The sequence below is a fragment of the Bacillus sp. CZDM1 genome, from assembly GCF_055502545.1.
On the sequence record NZ_JBUESO010000001.1, the window covers coordinates 766,997 to 786,600 of the forward strand.

A 19,604-nucleotide genomic window follows, 5' to 3' on the forward strand; every position below is an offset into this window, starting at 1 on the left:
ACGGCACTTTTTCCCTAAATGGTCGCTGATAAGATACTTTTCTCCGTCATCGTCTTTTGTATTTTTCAATAATGTAAATTATTATATAATACTTTACTTGATGATTCAAACTAGTATCGTCTATTTTTTTAAAAAATATAACAGGATGCCTGTTGCTACCGCGACATTGAGTGATTCACTCTTGCCGTAGATGGGAATATACAGGTTTGCCGTCGTTTTTTCAAGCAGCTCTTTGTTAACCCCGCTGCCTTCATTGCCAACAAGCAGCGCAAAGGTATCATCTGTTGAAATATCAGTATATGCAGAAGCACCTTCCAGTGCTGTACCATAAACCGAAATATTTTTTGTTTTCAACTCTTCGACCCACTCATCGAGATCTCCTCTTAAGATAGGCAGGTGGAAATGACTGCCTTGCGCCGAGCGAAGTACCTTTGAATTATAAACATCCACGCTTCCCTTTCCTACGACTACTGCGTCAATGCCAGCTGCGTCAGCCGTTCGAATCATCGTACCTAGATTACCAGGATCCTGGACTGCATCAATTAGCAGATACGTCTTTGCATTCGGTACTTCCAACTGAACCTGACGGCAAACAGCATAAATCCCCTGAGGTGCCTCCGTGTCAGATAATGAATTTGAAATCTCTTCGGTAACTAGGGTGACCGGTACTTCTCCGGAATCCCAGCGCGGCGGCAGACCTGTCTTATCAGAAACGATAATTTCGATTACACTCTCATGTTGTTTTAATGCTTCTTCGACTAAATGAAAGCCCTCGACTAAAAAGGTTCCGGATTTATCCCGTTCTTTTTTCGTTAACAGCTTTTTCCATTGTTTTACTTTAGGGTTTTGGATGGATTCAATATGCTTCAAGTTTGTGCTCCTCTAGTGTTTTTTCTCATTATATCCCAAAAAAAATACATAATAAAATCAAATATAGAAATCATATTAAAGAAATATATGATGAAAAAGGAGTGTGTGATGATGAATTTAAATTTGCGAAATGCTATTATTCACAATGTTACTGGTAACTCACAAGATCAATTAGAAGATACAATTGTTGATGCCATTCAAAATGGTGAAGAAAAAATGCTCCCAGGCTTAGGCGTGTTATTTGAAGTGATTTGGAAAAACTCTTCTGAGGATGATAAGAAAGAAATGCTTTCAACACTTGAAAATGGGTTAAAGTGATTAAGTATTTGCTGCTGCCGATTCGAACTCGGCAGCTATTTTTATTCTTATCCGCAAGTATTCTCCGCTATCCGCAAGTATTTTCTGCTATCCGCAAGTATTTCTCGCCATCCGCAAGTATTTTCTGCTATCCGCAAGTATTCTCCGCTATCCGCAAGTATCGTACTAAAAAAATCCCCGACATAATATCGAGGACAGCAAACGGCAAACTTTATTCGTACGTAATTTTATCAACCGTATCACGGTCTAGTCGCTTGATGACTTCAACGATCAGTTTAACAGCATTTTCGTAGTCATCACGGTGCAGCATTGCCGCGTGTGAATGGATATATCGTGTTGCGATGGTAATCGCTAACGATGGAACACCATTATGAGCGAGATGGATCGGACCAGCGTCAGTACCTCCACCAGGAATGGCATCAAATTGATACGGGATATTCAATTCATCTGCTAAATTGGTGATAAAGTCGCGCAAGCCTTTATGTGCCACAAGGGTTGCGTCGTATAAAATAATTTGTGGACCTTTTCCCATTTTGCTCATGGCTTCTTTTTCAGAAATTCCTGGTGTATCACCTGCAATACCAACATCTACAGCAATACCGATATCAGGATTAATTTTCTCAGCAGAAGTTTTCGCACCACGAGCGCCAATCTCTTCTTGAGTTGTTCCGAGACCATAAACCTCGTTCGGATGGTCGGCACCTTTTAATTGCTTCAATACATCAATCGCAATCGCGCAGCCAATTCGATTATCCCACGCTTTTGCCAAAAGCATTTTTTCATTATTCATCACCGTAAATTCAAAATATGGAACAGCCATATCTCCCGGGAGAACTCCCCATTCCATTGCTTCTTCACGGCTTGATGCCCCGATATCAATAAACATATCTTTTATTTCTACTGGCTTCTTACGAGCTTCTACTGATAAAATGTGCGGAGGCTTGGACCCAATGACACCAATGATATCCCCTTTTTTTGTAACGATCGTTACGCGCTGTGCCAGCATAACCTGTGACCACCAGCCGCCAACTGTTTGAAAACGAAGGAAGCCTTTATCATCAATTTGGGTAATCATAAAGCCAACTTCGTCTAAGTGGCCGGCCACAATAATTTTCGGACCGCCCTCTTTCCCAACCTTCTTAGCAATCAGACTGCCAAGTCCGTCAGTTGTTACTTCATCCGCATATGGAGCTATGTATTTCGTCATTACATTGCGAACTTCCCTCTCGTTGCCGGGAATTCCTTTGGCGTCGGTCAAATCCTTTAACATCGTTAAAGTTTCATCTAATTTAGCCATTATTTCGCCCCCTTATATGTATGTTCGAACATCATTATACAATAATTTTCAGCTAATAGTTATTCTGCTGTCTTTGATAATTTACTTCATTTTTCGTAAAATATGCCTTTTCCATTTCTTCATAGCTTATTCCCAGCAGTGCACCCAGCTGTAAATAAACTTGAAGCAATGCTTTGAAATCAAGATCGTTTTTGCTGTTTTTAAAATCATTTATTTTTTCATAAATGAAAAGAAATTGGTCTGAGACATTTAAAGCAGTTGGTTTCGTTTGAATAGAGTACTGAAGTTTCTCAAACCCGCATTCAATGCCAAGTGACAAGATGAAATGGACTCCATCGACAAACTCCTCAAGTACCACACTTTTTTCCGATGATGGCTTCACACTCCAAAACTTGAAGCAACGGGTTTCATTCGCTAATTCCCCAAGTTCCACAAGCAATGCGAGTACCTTCCTGTTAAATAAATCTTCATCCTGCAGGCCATGTTTTTCTTCAATGTGCTGATCCAGTGCTTGCTGCATGTTAAATAATTTTTCTAGCTGCATTTTATTGATCACTCCCTTTGCAAAATTATATCAAAGTGTGGAAAGAATGAAACCTTTCTGTTTCCAATTCGTATTGTAGGTAAAAGTACTAGGAGGCAAAACCATGGTTTGGCTGCTGCGCTTACTGTTAGTATTCTTGTTCAGCTTCATTCTTTTTGTAACCATTAAATATCTTCTTAAACCAACTCGTAAATTAGAAGCAGCGCGAAAACACAAACGTTTCTTACTAATAGATAATGAAGAGGTTATCAAGAATTTTCAACTCACCTATAATGGCGCTGTGTTTACGGGAGAAAAATATCTAGGGGCCACCAAAAACACAATAGATGTTGTGTCCATCTCGCTTTGGCCGAATCAGACTACTTCCATTCAGGGAATGTCTAAGGAAGACTTTTATTTTATCGAAAAAAAAATACGCGAACGATATCCAGTTGCCCAAATCAATTGGAAAAATCCAATTGATGAATTTTTGCATCAAAAATAGCCGCTTAGCCAGCGGCTTTTTCTTTTGTTCTTTTAAAAAACACCTTCCATTTGATTACATTTTGTCTCTCTCTCAGCAGATAAACGAGAATCGTTAACCCAAGTAGAATTAATGCGATTAGAGATGGCGTAAAGGTTGAGATATACTCGCCGAAAATTGTACAAAAAAATGCGATTGGGATATTTGTTAAGAAAGAGGCTTTTAAAAACTCTTTAAATTTAGGTTTTCTTTGTTTCAAGCAAAAGCTTAATAGGTGGTAATGAACAAATGGAATAAGTCTTAAAATGGCAATTTGACCAACGGTAAGATTTCGATATTCCCCAAACCAGCGATTTTTTATTTTTATAAGGCGCTCTTGTGTTTTCGGCATTCTATCAATGAAAGCATAGAAAAAGACGCTAACCCCCATTAAACCAATAACCGAATAAATCGTCCCCCACACCGTTCCAAAAAGAACCCCTCCAGCAATGACGACAACCGATACAGGAATAAATAAGAACGATCTTAGCAGATGAAATAGAACAAAAGCCACTGGAGCAAAAATCCCCCCGGCTTCCACCATGATTAACAGCAAAGACAAGTCCTCATTCATATTACATGCCCCCTGGTTGTTAATCTATCCCGCTAGTTTAGCATATAGATCGGGCCATGCTGTTATGTCTACAACGTGAAAAAATAGCCTAACAGAATGATTTCTGTAACAGCTAGTAAAGGAAAGCCAACTTTAAAGGACAAGTGCTTTGTTTTATGTCGAAAAAGCTGCATTCCTGCTGTTGTACCAACGGCTCCCCCAAATATAGCCACTAGCCACAAGGTGTTTTCACTAATCCTGTACTGATGTTTTTTTGCTCGTTCTTTATCTACTTTCATCACAATTAAACCAATCATATTCATTATGATATATGCACCTAAAATGGTACTCATTTTTCTCATCTCCCCTATATAAAAAGCCATTCTCGTTTTGAGAATGGCTCAAGAAATTATTTTTGTTGTTGTTTTGCAACGTTTGCTAATTCAGTAAATGCTGCTGCATCGCTTACTGCTAATTCAGCAAGCATTTTGCGGTTTACTTCGATACCAGCAAGCTTTAAGCCATGCATTAAACGGCTGTAAGAAAGACCGTTCATACGAGCTGCTGCATTGATACGAGTAATCCATAGTTTACGGAAGTCACGCTTTTTCTGGCGACGATCGCGGAATGCATACATTAAAGATTTCATAACCTGTTGGTTTGCTACTTTATATAATGTATGTTTTGAACCATAATAACCTTTTGCTAATTTAATGACTTTTTTACGACGCTTGCGCGTCACTGTACCGCCTTTAACACGTGGCATGAATTTTTCCTCCTATATCAATCGTTAACGATTATTTAAGATTTGTTAATAAGAAACGGATGCGTTTGAAATCTCCTTTAGAAACAAGAGACGCTTTGCGAAGCTTACGCTTAGCTTTTGTAGATTTGTTTGCAAATAAGTGGCTAGTATATGCGTGAGAACGCTTCAGTTTACCAGAACCAGTTTTCTTGAAACGCTTTGCAGCCCCACGGTGAGTTTTCATTTTTGGCATTGGGATAGTCCTCCTTATTACTTTTCGATTTTAGGTGCTAGAACGAGGAACATACTCCGTCCATCCATTTTCGGATGTGACTCGATAGTCGAAACTTCCTTGCACTCTTGAGAGAAACGGTCTAACACACGCTGACCGATTTCTTTATGGGTAATCGCCCGGCCCTTGAAACGGATTGAAGCTTTTACCTTGTCGCCTTTTTCCAAAAACTTAATCGCATTGCGAAGTTTTGTATTAAAGTCATGCTCATCAATTGTTGGGCTTAGACGAACTTCTTTTGTAACGATAATCTTTTGATTCTTTCGAGCTTCTTTTTCTTTCTTTTGATTCTCGAATTTAAATTTGCCATAGTCCATAATTCGGGCTACCGGAGGCTTCGCATTTGGTGCAACTAGTACCAAATCAAGATTCACTCGTCCGGCAATCTCCAGCGCTTCAAATTTGGTTTTAATCCCCAATTGCTCGCCGTTTTGATCAATTAAGCGAACTTCGCGAGCGCGAATACCCTCATTTAACAACATGTCTTTGCTAATAATTAGCCACCTCCAAGGTTTTCACGAATACAACATCCAGGTCAAGATATTCTGACTTTTGCTGCATCGGCAAGTACTGAACAACTTTAGATTCTTTGTTTAAGCAAACAAAAAAGTGCGGATGAATACACCCACACTTTACGAAACAAAAGTAATAAACTAAAAAGTTCACGTAAAACCTGCCAACTGCCAATTGCGTCAATCAGGTGAGAAGCGGGTGCTTCTTCTTTTCCCAAATCAAGTATTCAATTTTCCTTAGTTACTATAACATAAGCAAAGACGTAATGTCAAACATGCATTTCATATGGCAACGAAATTTATTCTATCAAGAAACGAAAAATTATTCAATAGAAATTTTTTCTTTTCCAAAAAAATAAAGGGAGAAAATCTCCCTTTGTGATCATTTATCCTCTTTTCACTTCTGCAAGTAATGATTCGAGGAATTGTGCGAATGGCTCTGTTGCTGAATTTTGCTCTCCATATTTGCGGACGTTAACGGCATTTTCTTCTACTTCCTTGTCGCCGACAACGAGCATATATGGAATTTTTTGCATTTGGGCTTCGCGGATTTTGTAGCCGATTTTTTCATTACGGGCATCTAATTCCACGCGGAAGCCTTCATTTTGAAGCTGTTCCTGTACCTGTTTTGCAAAATCAAAGTGTGCCTCTGGTGATACAGGTATTACTTGAACCTGTACCGGAGCTAACCAAGTCGGGAAAGCACCTTTGTATTCTTCGATTAAGAAGGCAATGAAGCGTTCCATTGTTGATACAACTCCACGGTGGATAACAACTGGGCGGTGCTGCTTGCCATCTTCACCCACATAAGTTAAATCAAAACGTTCCGGAAGTAAGAAATCTAATTGAACTGTAGAAAGAGTTTCCTCTTTACCTAAAGCTGTTTTTACTTGAACATCAAGTTTAGGACCGTAGAATGCAGCTTCACCCTCAGCTTCATAATAATCAAGACCAAGGTCATCCATTGCATCCTTCAGCATACCTTGCGCTTTTTCCCACATAGCATCATCATCAAAATACTTTTCAGTATCTTGCGGATCCCGATAGGAAAGACGGAAGGAATAGTCATTAATGTTAAAGTCTTTATATACCGCTAAAACAAGATTAACAACTCGTTTAAATTCGTCTTTAATTTGGTCCGGACGAACAAAAATATGGGCATCATTTAAAGTCATTCCGCGAACACGCTGAAGTCCTGATAAAGCTCCTGACATTTCGTAGCGGTGCATTGTCCCCAGCTCAGCAATACGGATAGGCAGCTCACGATAACTGTGGATTGCATTTTTGTACACCATCATATGGTGCGGACAGTTCATTGGACGAAGAACCAATTGCTCGTTATCCATATCCATTACCGGGAACATATCCTCCTGGTAATGATCCCAGTGGCCTGAAGTTTTATATAAATCCACACTCCCCATGATTGGAGTATATACATGGTCATATCCAAGGCGCTGCTCTTTATCAACAATGTATCGTTCAACAACACGGCGAATTGTTGCACCTTTTGGAAGCCATAATGGCAGGCCTTGACCTACTAATTGTGAACTTGTAAACAGGTTTAATTCTTTTCCGATTTTACGGTGGTCACGCTCTTTTGCTTCTTCTAATAAGCGAAGATGCTCTTTTAAATCTTCTTTCTTGAAAAAAGCTGTTCCGTAAATACGCTGAAGCATTTTATTCTTGCTGTCACCACGCCAGTATGCTCCGGCAATGCTCAACAATTTAAATTCTTTTATTTTCCCAGTTGAAGGAACATGAACACCACGGCAAAGATCAGCGAAATCACCCTGCTCATAAATTGTTACTGTCTCATCATCCGGAATTGCTTCAATTAATTCTAGCTTGTATGGGTCACCCTCAGCTTTGAAGTGCTGTACGGCTTCCGCACGACTTACTTCTTTACGAACGATCTCAATATTTTCATTGACGATTTTCGCCATTTCTTTTTCAATCTTCGGAAGGTCTTCTGGAGTAATCGATTCTTCAAGGTCGATATCATAATAAAAACCGCCTTCAATTACTGGCCCTACTCCAAGATTTACTTCTTTTCCATACAGCCTTTTAACCGCTTGAGCCATTAAGTGAGCTGTACTATGACGCAATATCTCTAAAGCATCCTTTGATTCAGGTACAACGATTTCTATGGAACCGTCTTCTGAGATTGGACGGCGAAGATCATATAATTGACCATTCCATTTCCCGGCAATTGCTTTTTTCTTCAGTCCCGGGCTGATGGAAAAGGCAATATCTTCCGTTGTTGTTCCACGAGGGAACTCCTTCACTGCTCCATCTGGAAACGAAATCTTAACAACGTCTGACATGGTTATTCCTCCTTTTGAATGTAGCGTCTTATTAAAAAAAAACGCTCTAAATAATAAAAAAACCCATCCCTGGAAAAGGGACGAGTTTAATAAACACGTGGTTCCACCCAATTTTTCATTTTTAAAAAAATCTTTAAAAATGACTTTAGGACAGGGTAACGGGCTGTTTCCCGTCAGGCGATTACTCACTTCAAAGAAGCGTTCACCGCTGAAGTTTAAAGGTGGTAAGCATTCAATCCGTGCTAGGAGGCTTTCAGCCGGGTCCTCCCTCTCTGGTAACCGTGAATAAATACTGTTGTCCTTATCATTACTTTTGCTTGATATATTAACTATGTACGTTATTATAATGATTCTATTTTGAAAAATCAATACACCAAGCGCACAATTTTCACAATATTTTTCAAGCCCCGTTTTCATTTGCATTGTTTTTCTGCTGAATCCATTCCTTTGTATGACGCAAACCCTTGAATGATTTTACTAGAACTCTTTCTTCAAAAATGTTTTTGATGGTCCTTACAAGCGGTTCCTCTGGATTTTTCGTATAGAGCAGTATGCTTTTAGGAGCAATCGATAATAAGGGTGCAATTGAAGCAGAATCTACATAGACTGGATGATTAAATAAAAGCTTCCGGTCTATCATTCTCATCAGCTCTCCTCTTTTTATCTCTTCAAATTTCTCATCAAAGAAGGTAATTTCTTCATCAAACAAAAGATGCAGCGTGTCCATTTTTGGCTCACGTCCTGTTAAAAAATCTCTTAATGTTTGGATAAACATTTGATATTCCTGCTCCATTTTATATTCGTCGATTGATATTTCCACGTAACTCTCTAATACTTTTAAATAAGGACGCAACCGAAATTTAAGGAAGGAATCAAAAGAAAAGGAGACATTATCCTGAAAGATTTCCTCAACTGCTTCTCTAATGTTTGGTTCTTCCCCATTTTCCCTAATTAAAACAGACAGGTCTTCCCGCTGGCCTTCAAGAACAGAATAAATAATCTCCATGATATGCTGCAGTTCCTCAGGATCCTCGAAAAAATATTGATCTTGTAAAATAGCTCTAAACCAATCATCACGCTTTATTTTTACGATAAATTCATAAAATGCATGTTTAACCTTCTCAAAATTTACCTTCCTGTCTAAAACCTTTACTATATATCGATCTTCTAAAAGAAGAATATCTTGATTATTTGGATTACCTCGTAAGCACTTCAGCAAGTGATCATAAAATCTCTTCGCATCCATCTTGCTTCGGAAGATGATTTCAGCCAACCAAATCCCCCCTCTCACCCATACTCTGTTTTACTATTTATATGGGGGACTTGGCCAAAATAGAAGTTAAGACATCAGAGATACACCTATATTGTGAAAAAAAATAAAAGGATTACCGAAACTTAATCGGTAATCCTTTATTTTTTCAATTAATCGCGCCGATTTGGCCCTTCAACCAGCACTGGTTCACTTAAACTTCGAATTCTTTCCATGATTCTCCGTGCTTTCATCTTTTCCTCTTCACCACGTTGACTGTAGGTTAAATGGTGCTCAAGTCCTTGAAAGTCAAAATTAGAGGTGAAAAAGGTGGGCAGCTTTTCAAGCATTCTGAATTGAAGGATGGGGCCTAATACTTCATCCCGTGTCCAGCTGGAAACAGCCTCAGCCCCGATATCATCCAGCATGAGAATCGATTCTTTCTTCAGAGCTTCTATTTTTTCATTCAAGGTATTATCACCAATTGCACTTTTCATTTCGCGCAGCAGTTCAGGAACATAAACAATCATTGACGAAATCTGCTTCTTAGCAAGCTCGTTGGCTATAGCTCCTAACAAATAGGATTTCCCCACTCCAAACATCCCATAGAGATACAGCCCCTTTGGTTTTTGACCTGCCTCGTAATTCATTAAAAAGGTGGCAGCCTTATCTCCTGCATCTAGACGGCCTTCGTCACCTTCGAAGTCCTCAAACGTCGCTTCCAATATGTCTCTTGGAACGTATAAACTTTTAATAAGCTTTTGATTTTTCTTGTGTTCATCTGCCATCACTTTTCGAGGACAGCGCTTATACACCACGTCAATAGAGTTTCGTACCACTACCAACTCTGGGTGATACCCCTTCATGAAATTAATACAGCCATCAAGACTCTCACAGCGATTACATTCTTTACTTTGCTGGGTATACTCATAAAGCTTGCTCATGCTTTTCTCAATCGTTGCCTGATTGAGCTCATTTTGGTGCTCTGTTAACAAGGCTTGAATATCAGGGTGATTTAGGACTTGCTTCCTCTGCTCTTCATAGCGCTTCTGAAAACTTTCATTTGAGGCTAAACGCTTAAGTGTCCGATTAATTTTTTCCATTTACTCTCACCCCCTATTTACGAAAGGCTTTTAGCTTTTCTTCAATGGCACGTTTTCTCGCTTCAAGCTCTGTGTTATTTTCTTTAGCAGACTCTTTAACACTTTCTTTCCCTTTATCGTCAAACCAATCAGGTAATACTTCAGTCCGGATAGGTTTTTGTTTCGTTGATTTCCCTGTCTTTTTACTGTCTTTGAAGCTGCGTTCTTCTTTCCTGGCCGCTTCCATCGCTTCCTTCACGGTCTTTATTTTAAGCCGGGCCCAATGGCTTGCAATTGATTCAACAAATCCCTTTGTAAACTTCATGTCTGTTTTTCTCAGGACAACCTCGATCAATACATTGACAACGCCAGGGGGAAGTTTATATTTTATCATGACTTCTTCTAATATTTTTAGATTGGAAACAGAAGGTTCCACACCTCCCGAGAGTTCTTTAAAAATGACAATCGGCGGTGTGGTTTCATAATAGCGAATTAAAGTTTCTTCCTGCGTTTTCGGCTCCGTCAACTGGACCTGGTGAACAGCTGGCTGGGTTCTATTTATCAGACTCGGAAGCTGATCATAATTTTCAAATTGATACCAATCTCGTGCCCCTTTTCTAAGGTCCTCGATATCAATTTCATCCTTTTCATTAATGGCCCCTAATATAAAGTTTTTCATTTCGATTGGGCTGATTCCATATAGAAAGGCAAGATTACTAATAACCTCTTTTACCTTTTTGGTAAGTGATTTCTGAGGAACCAGAGATTCATTTAGACCCGCCATTAACATTTCAAAGTCAAAGGCGCTGGTATCAATTTGAATGGGCTTCTGGTCCTGCCTGCCAATAAATCCTTGAGCAGGTTCTGCCTCCAATTCCTCAGAATGCTCCTGCATATACTGAAGACTGCCAGGAGTTGCCGAAGCAAACACGTCCTGAAACGCTCTTGTCACCTCTACATAGTCCTCTTCCAATGGCTTTTGCTTATCACTAAAAAACCGTTTTAACCTAGAAAAATGGTTTTTCCCAATTTTACGATATAAATAAATGTTTAGCATTCCATCAAGGAAGAATTGCTCTGGATTTAACGGTGGATGAATTTCATAAATAAAAGATCGTCCACTTTCATCACTTTTAACATATGTTTTTAATAAGCCGATCCCCTCAAGGTTCAACCTTGCTTCGTATATATCCTTTAAATTGACACTTAACAAATTCATCAATAAATGATGGGTGGAGGATTCAGACCACAGTCTATTTTCTTCAAGCTCAGCCCAGAGAGTCATATATAAGCTTAAACATGTTGAGCCGATTAAGGGCTGATACAAAAAAGTCAACACTTTGCGATCATATTCATGCAGCAATCCATTTGACGTAACAAGATAACGGTCAATCGGAATCAATTCCTGCCAATGCTGCGCCATTTCATTCACCCTTTAATAAAAGTAATAAAGAGCCAAAGACCTCTTTAGCTCCTTAGGATTTCTCCTTGTTTATCAATTCCTTTAATTCTTGAATAAAAACGTTTATATCCTTAAATTGACGGTAAACGGAGGCAAAGCGCACATATGCCACTTCATCCACATGCGCAAGCCTGTCCATGACCATTTCACCAATCAATTCACTTTTTATTTCTGATATTCCTTGACTGCGCAGTTCTTTTTCAACCCCTTGGGTAATATCCTCTAATTCTTTTAAAGCAACGGGGCGTTTTTCACAAGCTTTAATTAAGCCTCGTAAAATTTTATCACGGCTGAATTCTTCCCTTGTACCTTCCTTTTTGACGACAATAAGTGGAATTTCTTCAATCTTCTCGAATGTCGTAAAACGATAACCACATTCCTCACACTCACGTCTTCTTCGGGTTGCACGACCCTCATCTACCGGCCGGGAATCAAGCACACGTGTACCATAATTTTGACATGAAGGGCACTTCATTTGATCAACTCCCAAATCAATCACTACATAAGTATAATATCTACTATTTATCTTATTAAAAAGAAAACGGTAACACAAGAAGTATTATGAGCTTTTTCCGATTCTAACAAGAGTATGTAATTTGTTCATTTTCTCGTAATAGGAAATGAGCCTTTTTCTTAAAATTGGATACAGGCCAATCGGTGAAAACTTTTCGGAAGAGATGTTAAAGTCTACAGCCGTTTCCATTCCTCTCACAGTAACCACCGTTACGATTAGAAAACAAGGTATCGGTTTATTAATTTCTACGGCAATCTCACCATGATCTTTGGATACCGTAACAATTCTACAATCTGCATCCTGCCTAAATAACTCCTCAACAGAATTAAACACCTGGTTAAATGTAGCTTTGTAATAATGAGTGGTTAGTGAGCTGTCTTTTTGTTGATCGGATGTTTCAATTTGTTTGCTAAAACGAATAAATAAATTGCGAATGACTGACATTGTACCCTCCAAAAATATTCTTTTCTCTTAGTTTACAATACTTTACGAAAAAAATAAAAAGAGGTGTACTATAAATACACCTCTCGCTGTTTTTAATTTATAAAGTTAAAGAGCTTTTGCCTGTTTTACATGAACAGGACCCATACCACGTGGAATTTCGATATTTTCACGTGTTTGTGCATTCAATGCTTCTGCAATATAATCCGCTGCAACATTTGGATTTAAATCGCCGCATGTATACACATCAATACTTGCATACCCGTGCTCAGGGAAGCTGTGGATCGTTAAGTGAGATTCAGAAATAATGACAACACCGCTTACGCCTTGTGGTGCAAATTTATGAAATGCTACTTCGCGAATTTCCGCACCAGATTTAAGAGCTGCTTCGACAAAAGTTTGTTCAATAAAATTCATATCATTCAATTTTTCAAAATCGCATCCCCATAATTCAGAGATAACGTGACGTCCCATTGTTTCCATATTCATTTTTCCCCCTCTAAACATTTTCGCTTCATTCTTGAAATCCTTATATTGACGGTACCAAAGTAATTACCACGGGGGAAAGTTAGTCCAGAGAGGTCCTAACCCTTTAAGTAATTAATAGCTACCTAATTTCAAGAAGTTCACGATGACTAGTATACTAAGTTTATATTTTTTTTGCAACCTATCAATCTAAAATTTTTTACAACTTTTTAGTAACTTTGTTTAAAGGGCCAATCTCCTCAGAAAAAAAACCAAATTTCAAACTATATTATGCGAGGTCCATTGAAAAATCTACAAAAAAATGCTGTCAAATGACAGCATTTTTGTTTTATCCGACTTTCACTGAATTTGAATTCGCCATTAAGTGTGCAACATGTAAGGTAAGATCAACAACGCGGGAAGAATAGCCCCATTCGTTATCATACCAAGCCAGCACTTTCACTTTCCTAGTACCCATAACCATTGTTGATAATCCATCAATGATAGCAGAGTATGGATTTGTATTGAAATCAACGGATACAAGCGGTTCCATTGTAAAATCAATAATCCCCTTTAATGGACCATTTTTAGCTTCCACAAAGGCCTGATTGATATCATCCACCGTAACATCTTGTTTCAAATCGACTACTAAATCTACTAGAGAAACGTTTGGTGTAGGCACACGAAGTGACATTCCATGCAGCTTCCCCTTTAACTGAGGTAATACCAATGATAACGCTTTAGCCGCCCCAGTCGTGGTTGGGATGATAGATTGTCCACACGCTCTAGCTCTTCGTAAATCTTTATGTGGATTATCGATGTTACGCTGGTCATTTGTATACGAGTGAATCGTTGTCATCAAACCATTTTCAATTCCAAACTTTTCTTCCAGCACTTTTGCAACTGGTGCCAGACAGTTTGTTGTACATGATGCGTTGGAAATCACATCATGTTGAGTCATATCAAGCTTTTCCTCATTTACTCCCATAACAATCGTAATATCCTCGTCCTTGCCCGGTGCAGTAATGATTACCTTTTTTGCCCCTGCGTCAAGGTGCAGACTTGCCTTGTCTCGTGAGTTAAATTTTCCAGTGGCTTCAATAACCACATCAATATTTAACTCTTTCCATGGAAGCTGCTCAGGATTCCGATTGTTTAATAGCATCACTCTTTTTCCATTTACGATTAGCTCTTCATCCAGTGCTATGATATCCCCTTGAAATGGTCCATGAACCGTATCATATTTTACTAAATGAGCTAATGTCTCTGCTGGATAGCTCGCATTAATAGCAATTATATCAAGCTTATTTTCAAGGATCGCTTTTCTAAAAACCATCCTTCCAATTCTCCCAAAACCATTAATCGCAATTCTCGCCTTCATTGTACGGCCCCTTCCGTAATATGTTATACTCATTAACTTGTTTGATGTAATTAGTATAACATATTTAACCGAATAAGTGATATATAAAGTGCGGAATTTTAAAAATGTTTTACAATTCAGACATATTGCAAACCATTATGTTTGTAAGTTTCTTTGTCTAGTCAGTATTTCTGATTCAAAAGCATAAAAAAAAGAAGGGCTGGCCCCTTCTTTTAATTGTATTATGGAGTTGTTATTCCCCAGCCTGTCAAAATCTCAATGAGCTGTTTTTTTGTTTCGGCGATAGACCCATTATTGTTGATTACAGCGTCGGCTAGTGCTACTTTATCTGAAAGCGGCATTTGGGATTTTATTCTTGCCTCTGCGTCTTCTAATGACAGGTCATTGCGTTCCATCAGCCTTTTTAGCTGGATATCTCTATCTACATAGACAAGAATTGTTTTTTTCACCATATGTGTTAGCTTACTTTCAAACAGGAGCGGAATATCGAGGACGATTATTTGTTCCTCGCGCATCCTCGCTGCTTCCACTTGATTGTTCATCCTTTTTCTAACCTCAGGATGAACGATGCCATTTAAGAGCTGTCGTTTTTCAGCGTTATGAAAAATAAGCGAACCAAGCTTCTGCCTATCAATGTCTCCGCTAGGCAATAAAATATCATCACCAAATTCAGCAATGATTTTTTGATAGGCTGGTTCTCCTTTTTCAACGGCAAGGCGGGCTTCAACGTCTGCGTCAATGACAGTAATGGCCATTTCTTTTATCATATTTGAAACAGTACTTTTTCCACTGGCTATTCCGCCTGTTAATCCGATTACTAGTGACATCCTCTTTTCCTTTCCCTGCTCATAATTTCAAAATACCAATAATAATTAATAAAACCCCTGGTAAAAAAGCGAACTTTTGGACCAAATTAATTTTATGAAAAAAAGCACCGCTTTTTATTCCTAAAAGTAGAAATAAAGAACTCATTACTGCAACACTGACGGCTAAATAAAAGGGAGAGAATCCAAGCATCGCAGCTCCAATTCCAGCACCAAATGCATCGATGGATAAGGCGAAGCCCAGCATGAAAGCTTCGATTCCAGTAATCGTACCCGAACGGTCAAAGTCCGCTGACATTGGTTTTCTTAATATATTTATCGCTATCCCTAACGAGCGGATTTCAAAATTAATAATCAGCTTTTCATGTTCGAGCAGATCAGATTCCTTTTCTTTTTCCGGCCTGAAAAATTGATACAATACCCAAGCTCCTAGAGCAATTAAAATAAAACCGCCAAGGCTTGCTGTGATATTAGGGGATAGGATATTTTCTAGGGCATGACCGATTGACACAGCAATCATTAATGAAATGGCTGAACAGGTTGCAATAATGAGCAATGATTTTAGCGGCAGTACCATTTTTCTAAGTCCATACGTAAACCCTACGCTAAAGCTATCAAGACTGAGAGCAAAAGCCAGCAGGAGAAGTGAGAACAATTGAAACATGTGTCTAGGGCTCCTTCCGTCAATCACTACGATAGTATATGGGAGGAGCCTATCCTTTGTTATTAAAATGTCATTACACTTCTACTGCTTAAAGCTTTTGGCAGCTAGGACAAAAATGCGTTCCACGACCGCCAACAGTCGTTTTTTCGAGCGGGGTTCCACAGTTTTTACATTCTTCCCCTTTACGTCCGTAGGCAAATAATTCAAGCTGGAACATACCAATTTCCCCTTGTGAGTTTACATAGGAACGAATGGTGCTTCCTCCTTTTTTAACCGCTTCATCTAAGGTCTTAATAATTTCTTGATGCAGTAAGGTTAATTCAGCCTCACTCAAAGAATTAGCGAGCCTTTCAGGATGGATTCCTGACCGGAACAGAGCTTCATCTACATAGATGTTACCTAGTCCAACAAAGACTTTTTGATCCAGGAGTGCTGGTTTCAGCTTTCTGGTTGTCTTTTTCAGCTTCTCAGATAAATATTCCTTTGTGAACTCTTCTGAAAACGGCTCTGGTCCGAGGTCAATAAGCGGAGGTTTTAGAAATTCCTCCCCTTTTTTATACAGGTGCATGGTTCCAAATTTACGAACATCTCGATACCGTAGTTCAGTTCCATCGGTAAAATGAAAAATGACATGAGTATGTTTGTCATACGGTTCTTCTTTTGGATATAGTCCGTACTTTCCTTCCATCCTTAAATGGGAAACAAGAGCAAAGGTGTTCGTATAGATGATTAAAAACTTTCCTCTTCTGCCAACGTCCTCAATGGTTTCTCCTTTAAGGGCGTCAATAAATTGTTCAACCTCAACAGGACTTTTAATAATTTTCGACCAGTGAACAGTTATATTCTCAATTTGTTTATGTGAAACAAGCTGTTTTAACGTCTTTCTTACGGTTTCTACTTCTGGAAGCTCAGGCATTCATTAGCTCCTCTCTATTTAGCATCAAACCACGTTGGGCCATATGAGTAGTCTACTTTCAATGGCACTTTTAATTCGAGGGCATTTTCCATAACATCAGGAACTAATTTCTTCAGTGTTTCGATTTCCTCTTCTGGTGCTTCAAAAATGAGTTCATCGTGCACTTGGAGAAGCAGTCTAGTTTTCAACCCATAATCCTTCAGCGCATCAGCCATATCGATCATCGCTTTTTTGATAATATCTGCTGCACTTCCCTGAATCGGCGTGTTCATCGCCGTTCTTTCAGCAAAGCTTCTGATGTTAAAATTCCGATGGGTGATTTCAGGAATATATCTTCTTCTTTGCAGCAAGGTAGAGACATAGCCTTTTTGTTTAGCAGAATGAATGATATCGTCCATATACTCTTTCACCCCAGGGTAGCTGGCTAAATACCGGTCAATAAACAGACCCGCTTCCTTTCGTGTAATCCCGAGGCTCTGTGAAAGACCATAATCACTTATTCCATAAACAATCCCAAAGTTAACTGCCTTTGCCTGCCTTCTCATATTGGAGGTTACCTCGTCTGCATTCACATGGAATACGTCCATCGCCGTTTTTGTGTGAATGTCAAGGTCATCCTTAAATGCCTGAATCAATTTTTCATCACCAGCAATATCAGCCAATACCCTTAGCTCGATTTGCGAATAATCGGCTGCAAATATAATCCATCCTGGCTCTGACGGCACAAATGCCTGGCGGATTTTCCGTCCTTCCTCTAATCGAATCGGAATGTTCTGCAGGTTCGGATCAATCGAGCTTAATCTGCCCGTTGATGTTAAGGTCTGTTGGTACCGTGTATGAATTTTACCCGTTTTTGAATTTATCACCTTTAAGAGACCTTCAATATAGGTAGACTGCAGCTTGCCTAACTGTCTGTAATGAAGAATATGGTCAATGATTTCATGATCATTTGCTAATTTTTCCAAAACATCAGCAGAAGTAGAATAACCTGTTTTCGTTTTCTTAAAGGATGGCAGGTTTAATTTTTCAAATAAAATCACACCCAATTGCTTGGTTGAATTAATATTGAACTTTTCCCCAGCCAAATCATAAATATTTCCTTCGATATCTATCAGCCTGTCATGAATTTCGCTGCCCATCCTTTGCAGGCGTTCACTGTCAACCTTGATTCCGCAAGATTCCATATCCGCTAAAATAAGTGATAATGGCATTTCGAGCTGAGTAAACAATTCATATTGTTCATTTGTCTTTAACTCGTCTTCCAGTTTTTGTTTCAAATCAAACATTGCAAGGCTTTTTCGAACAAGGTGCTCAGCTGTTAGCGTTGCTTCAGGTATTTTCCTCTTAGCCCCTTTTCCATAAAACGACTCATCTGATTGGATATGAATCGCATACTTTTTTGCAATAGTTGAAATATCATCAATGGTATCAGAGGGATTAATAATATAGGAAGCCATTAATGTATCAAAATTAACTCCTTTTAAATGGATATCAAACCTCCTCAAAGAAACCTCTGTCCGCTTTGCGTCATAGACGTTTTTCTTTTTTGTTTCATCTTCCGCCCATTTTTTAAAGCTCTCGGACTGTGTGGCTAACTCTGTTGGGAAGTAATAATATCCATTTTCATTTACAAGTGAAAAACCAATAATATCGGCATAATGATAATTATCATCAAGCATTTCAACATAAAAGTGATTATCATTAGCAAACAAATCATCGGTTATCACATCTGGTGTCACAAACTCAATATCTTCAAGTTCAAGCTGTTCATTGCTTGATGTTTCTCCACCTAACTTTTCTAATAAGGTTTGAAATCCAAGCTCTTTATATAAAGCTACAAGTTTTTCTCTTTCAAATCCCTCGTAAAGAGCATTTTCTACAGAAACTTCTACTGGCGCCTGCCTCTCAATCGTAGCAAGCTCCTTGCTCATCTTTGCTTGTTCTTTAAATTCTTCTAGCTTTTCTTTCAACTTATTTCCCGTCACTTGATCGATGGATTCTAATAAATTCTCTAAGGTTGAAAATTCCTTTAGCAGCTTAATCGCTGTTTTTTCTCCAACACCCGGTACACCGGGTATATTGTCTGAAGGATCGCCCATCAATCCCTTCATATCGATAATTTGCTCAGGGATTAAGCCATACTTTTCCATCACATGCCGAGGCGTGTATTCCTCGATATCAGTAATTCCTTTACGAGTAATGCCAACCGTCGTATGTTCAGAGGAAAGCTGCGTTAAATCTTTATCTCCTGAAATAACTTTGATTTCATAGCCTTCTTTTTCAGCAGATAAGACAAGCGTTCCAATAATGTCATCAGCCTCATAATTTTCAAGCTCATAGCGTTTTATTCCATATACGTCGAGAAGCTCACGAATATATGGGAATTGTTCGGATAATTCTGGCGGTGTTTTTTGTCTGCCGCCCTTATAGTCACCAAAAGTCTTATGCCGGAATGTTGTTTTCCCCGCATCAAATGCCACTAGTATATGGGTTGGCTTTTCGTCCTCCATTATCTTATTAAGCATCATGGTAAAACCATATACAGCATTTGTGTGTATGCCTTTATCGTTATTTAGCAGGGGCAGTGCAAAAAACGCACGGTAAGCAATACTATTCCCGTCTATTAATACTAATTTCTTCTTTTCCATC

General features: G+C 38.9%; 22 protein-coding genes and 2 other annotated features (1 of these 24 cut by a window edge). Of the genes, 2 read left to right on the forward strand and 20 right to left on the reverse strand.

The window, feature by feature from the left end:
* Window positions 1–59, reverse strand: a binding site (T-box leader) (it extends 178 nt beyond the left edge of the window).
* 61 nt (window positions 60–120) lie between these two features.
* Window positions 121–870, reverse strand: a complete 750-nt coding sequence (locus tag ACY3XC_RS04055; RefSeq protein ID WP_464867367.1) for a TrmH family RNA methyltransferase — start codon at window positions 868–870, stop codon at window positions 121–123.
* A 111-nt stretch (window positions 871–981) separates the two neighbouring features.
* On the opposite strand from ACY3XC_RS04055, the gene sspI reads away from it, so the two are divergent.
* The gene (gene sspI / locus ACY3XC_RS04060; protein ID WP_179159996.1) at window positions 982–1,188 is read left to right on the forward strand and encodes a small acid-soluble spore protein SspI; all 207 of its coding nucleotides are present in this window, start codon (window positions 982–984) and stop codon (window positions 1,186–1,188) included.
* 211 nt (window positions 1,189–1,399) lie between these two features.
* Here the strand turns inward: sspI and ACY3XC_RS04065 are convergent, their stop codons facing one another.
* Both ACY3XC_RS04065 and ACY3XC_RS04070 read right to left on the reverse strand, forming a co-directional pair.
* Window positions 1,400–2,485 carry a M42 family metallopeptidase gene (locus tag ACY3XC_RS04065; protein ID WP_464867368.1) on the reverse strand — a complete coding sequence of 362 codons (1,086 nt, stop codon included), beginning with the start codon at window positions 2,483–2,485 and terminating at the stop codon, window positions 1,400–1,402.
* A 52-nt stretch (window positions 2,486–2,537) separates the two neighbouring features.
* A complete protein-coding gene (locus ACY3XC_RS04070; protein WP_464867369.1) occupies window positions 2,538–3,029 on the reverse strand; it encodes a dUTP diphosphatase in 492 nt (163 codons plus the stop codon).
* A 103-nt stretch (window positions 3,030–3,132) separates the two neighbouring features.
* Between ACY3XC_RS04070 and ACY3XC_RS04075 the strand changes: the two genes are divergently transcribed.
* Complete coding sequence (locus ACY3XC_RS04075) at window positions 3,133–3,513, forward strand: sigma-w pathway protein ysdB (protein ID WP_464867370.1); 381 nt, start codon at window positions 3,133–3,135, stop codon at window positions 3,511–3,513.
* 4 nt (window positions 3,514–3,517) lie between these two features.
* Here the strand turns inward: ACY3XC_RS04075 and ACY3XC_RS04080 are convergent, their stop codons facing one another.
* The 17 genes from ACY3XC_RS04080 to polA form a co-directional block, all read right to left on the reverse strand.
* On the reverse strand, window positions 3,518–4,105 hold the full coding sequence (locus ACY3XC_RS04080) for a TVP38/TMEM64 family protein (RefSeq protein ID WP_464867371.1): 588 nt from the start codon (window positions 4,103–4,105) through the stop codon (window positions 3,518–3,520).
* A 68-nt stretch (window positions 4,106–4,173) separates the two neighbouring features.
* Window positions 4,174–4,437: a DUF1294 domain-containing protein gene (locus ACY3XC_RS04085; protein ID WP_464867372.1), complete on the reverse strand. Its 264-nt coding sequence runs from the start codon at window positions 4,435–4,437 to the stop codon at window positions 4,174–4,176.
* A 56-nt stretch (window positions 4,438–4,493) separates the two neighbouring features.
* Window positions 4,494–4,850, reverse strand: coding sequence for a 50S ribosomal protein L20 (rplT, locus tag ACY3XC_RS04090; protein WP_133367531.1), 357 nt, complete (start codon window positions 4,848–4,850; stop codon window positions 4,494–4,496).
* Between the two features lie 31 nt (window positions 4,851–4,881).
* Window positions 4,882–5,082 (reverse strand): 50S ribosomal protein L35, encoded by a 201-nt coding sequence (gene rpmI, locus ACY3XC_RS04095; protein ID WP_034676880.1) that lies wholly within the window; start codon window positions 5,080–5,082, stop codon window positions 4,882–4,884.
* Window positions 5,083–5,099: 17 nt separating this feature from the next.
* On the reverse strand, window positions 5,100–5,618 hold the full coding sequence (infC, locus tag ACY3XC_RS04100; RefSeq protein WP_179160147.1) for a translation initiation factor IF-3: 519 nt from the start codon (window positions 5,616–5,618) through the stop codon (window positions 5,100–5,102).
* Between the two features lie 100 nt (window positions 5,619–5,718).
* Window positions 5,719–5,850, reverse strand: a sequence feature (ribosomal protein L20 leader region).
* Between the two features lie 169 nt (window positions 5,851–6,019).
* Window positions 6,020–7,957, reverse strand: coding sequence for a threonine--tRNA ligase (thrS, locus tag ACY3XC_RS04105; RefSeq protein WP_464867373.1), 1,938 nt, complete (start codon window positions 7,955–7,957; stop codon window positions 6,020–6,022).
* Between the two features lie 400 nt (window positions 7,958–8,357).
* Window positions 8,358–9,230 carry a putative sporulation protein YtxC gene (ytxC, locus tag ACY3XC_RS04110; protein ID WP_179160003.1) on the reverse strand — a complete coding sequence of 291 codons (873 nt, stop codon included), beginning with the start codon at window positions 9,228–9,230 and terminating at the stop codon, window positions 8,358–8,360.
* 149 nt (window positions 9,231–9,379) lie between these two features.
* Window positions 9,380–10,309 (reverse strand): primosomal protein DnaI, encoded by a 930-nt coding sequence (gene dnaI, locus ACY3XC_RS04115; RefSeq protein ID WP_179160004.1) that lies wholly within the window; start codon window positions 10,307–10,309, stop codon window positions 9,380–9,382.
* Between the two features lie 13 nt (window positions 10,310–10,322).
* Complete coding sequence (locus ACY3XC_RS04120; RefSeq protein WP_464867374.1) at window positions 10,323–11,711, reverse strand: replication initiation and membrane attachment family protein; 1,389 nt, start codon at window positions 11,709–11,711, stop codon at window positions 10,323–10,325.
* 52 nt (window positions 11,712–11,763) lie between these two features.
* Window positions 11,764–12,225 (reverse strand): transcriptional regulator NrdR, encoded by a 462-nt coding sequence (nrdR, locus tag ACY3XC_RS04125; protein WP_045523558.1) that lies wholly within the window; start codon window positions 12,223–12,225, stop codon window positions 11,764–11,766.
* Window positions 12,226–12,309: 84 nt separating this feature from the next.
* Window positions 12,310–12,708: a hypothetical protein gene (locus ACY3XC_RS04130; protein ID WP_179160006.1), complete on the reverse strand. Its 399-nt coding sequence runs from the start codon at window positions 12,706–12,708 to the stop codon at window positions 12,310–12,312.
* Window positions 12,709–12,813: 105 nt separating this feature from the next.
* Window positions 12,814–13,188, reverse strand: a complete 375-nt coding sequence (gene speD, locus ACY3XC_RS04135) for an adenosylmethionine decarboxylase (protein ID WP_095248884.1) — start codon at window positions 13,186–13,188, stop codon at window positions 12,814–12,816.
* A gap of 331 nt (window positions 13,189–13,519) precedes the next feature.
* Window positions 13,520–14,551, reverse strand: coding sequence for a glyceraldehyde-3-phosphate dehydrogenase (locus tag ACY3XC_RS04140; RefSeq protein ID WP_464867375.1), 1,032 nt, complete (start codon window positions 14,549–14,551; stop codon window positions 13,520–13,522).
* Between the two features lie 221 nt (window positions 14,552–14,772).
* Window positions 14,773–15,378: a dephospho-CoA kinase gene (gene coaE, locus ACY3XC_RS04145; protein WP_464867376.1), complete on the reverse strand. Its 606-nt coding sequence runs from the start codon at window positions 15,376–15,378 to the stop codon at window positions 14,773–14,775.
* A gap of 19 nt (window positions 15,379–15,397) precedes the next feature.
* Window positions 15,398–16,039, reverse strand: a complete 642-nt coding sequence (gene ytaF, locus ACY3XC_RS04150) for a sporulation membrane protein YtaF (RefSeq protein WP_464867377.1) — start codon at window positions 16,037–16,039, stop codon at window positions 15,398–15,400.
* 88 nt (window positions 16,040–16,127) lie between these two features.
* A complete protein-coding gene (mutM, locus tag ACY3XC_RS04155) occupies window positions 16,128–16,955 on the reverse strand; it encodes a DNA-formamidopyrimidine glycosylase (protein WP_464867378.1) in 828 nt (275 codons plus the stop codon).
* Between the two features lie 14 nt (window positions 16,956–16,969).
* Window positions 16,970–19,603, reverse strand: coding sequence for a DNA polymerase I (gene polA / locus ACY3XC_RS04160; protein ID WP_464867379.1), 2,634 nt, complete (start codon window positions 19,601–19,603; stop codon window positions 16,970–16,972).
* Between the last annotated feature and the right edge of the window lies 1 nt (window position 19,604).

Coding starts and splice junctions, on each gene's coding strand:
- nrdR (WP_045523558.1), bottom strand. CDS start 12,225: ATGAAGTGCCCTTCATGTCAAAATTATGGTACACGTGTGCTTGATTCC.
- dnaI (WP_179160004.1), bottom strand. CDS start 10,309: ATGGAAAAAATTAATCGGACACTTAAGCGTTTAGCCTCAAATGAAAGT.
- mutM (WP_464867378.1), bottom strand. CDS start 16,955: ATGCCTGAGCTTCCAGAAGTAGAAACCGTAAGAAAGACGTTAAAACAG.
- speD (WP_095248884.1), bottom strand. CDS start 13,188: ATGGAAACAATGGGACGTCACGTTATCTCTGAATTATGGGGATGCGAT.
- ACY3XC_RS04065 (WP_464867368.1), bottom strand. CDS start 2,485: ATGGCTAAATTAGATGAAACTTTAACGATGTTAAAGGATTTGACCGAC.
- ACY3XC_RS04080 (WP_464867371.1), bottom strand. CDS start 4,105: ATGAATGAGGACTTGTCTTTGCTGTTAATCATGGTGGAAGCCGGGGGG.
- ACY3XC_RS04130 (WP_179160006.1), bottom strand. CDS start 12,708: ATGTCAGTCATTCGCAATTTATTTATTCGTTTTAGCAAACAAATTGAA.
- ACY3XC_RS04075 (WP_464867370.1), top strand. CDS start 3,133: ATGGTTTGGCTGCTGCGCTTACTGTTAGTATTCTTGTTCAGCTTCATT.
- ACY3XC_RS04120 (WP_464867374.1), bottom strand. CDS start 11,711: ATGGCGCAGCATTGGCAGGAATTGATTCCGATTGACCGTTATCTTGTT.
- ACY3XC_RS04070 (WP_464867369.1), bottom strand. CDS start 3,029: ATGCAGCTAGAAAAATTATTTAACATGCAGCAAGCACTGGATCAGCAC.
- rpmI (WP_034676880.1), bottom strand. CDS start 5,082: ATGCCAAAAATGAAAACTCACCGTGGGGCTGCAAAGCGTTTCAAGAAA.
- polA (WP_464867379.1), bottom strand. CDS start 19,603: ATGGAAAAGAAGAAATTAGTATTAATAGACGGGAATAGTATTGCTTAC.
- sspI (WP_179159996.1), top strand. CDS start 982: ATGAATTTAAATTTGCGAAATGCTATTATTCACAATGTTACTGGTAAC.
- rplT (WP_133367531.1), bottom strand. CDS start 4,850: ATGCCACGTGTTAAAGGCGGTACAGTGACGCGCAAGCGTCGTAAAAAA.
- ACY3XC_RS04140 (WP_464867375.1), bottom strand. CDS start 14,551: ATGAAGGCGAGAATTGCGATTAATGGTTTTGGGAGAATTGGAAGGATG.
- ACY3XC_RS04085 (WP_464867372.1), bottom strand. CDS start 4,437: ATGAGTACCATTTTAGGTGCATATATCATAATGAATATGATTGGTTTA.
- ytaF (WP_464867377.1), bottom strand. CDS start 16,039: ATGTTTCAATTGTTCTCACTTCTCCTGCTGGCTTTTGCTCTCAGTCTT.
- thrS (WP_464867373.1), bottom strand. CDS start 7,957: ATGTCAGACGTTGTTAAGATTTCGTTTCCAGATGGAGCAGTGAAGGAG.
- coaE (WP_464867376.1), bottom strand. CDS start 15,378: ATGTCACTAGTAATCGGATTAACAGGCGGAATAGCCAGTGGAAAAAGT.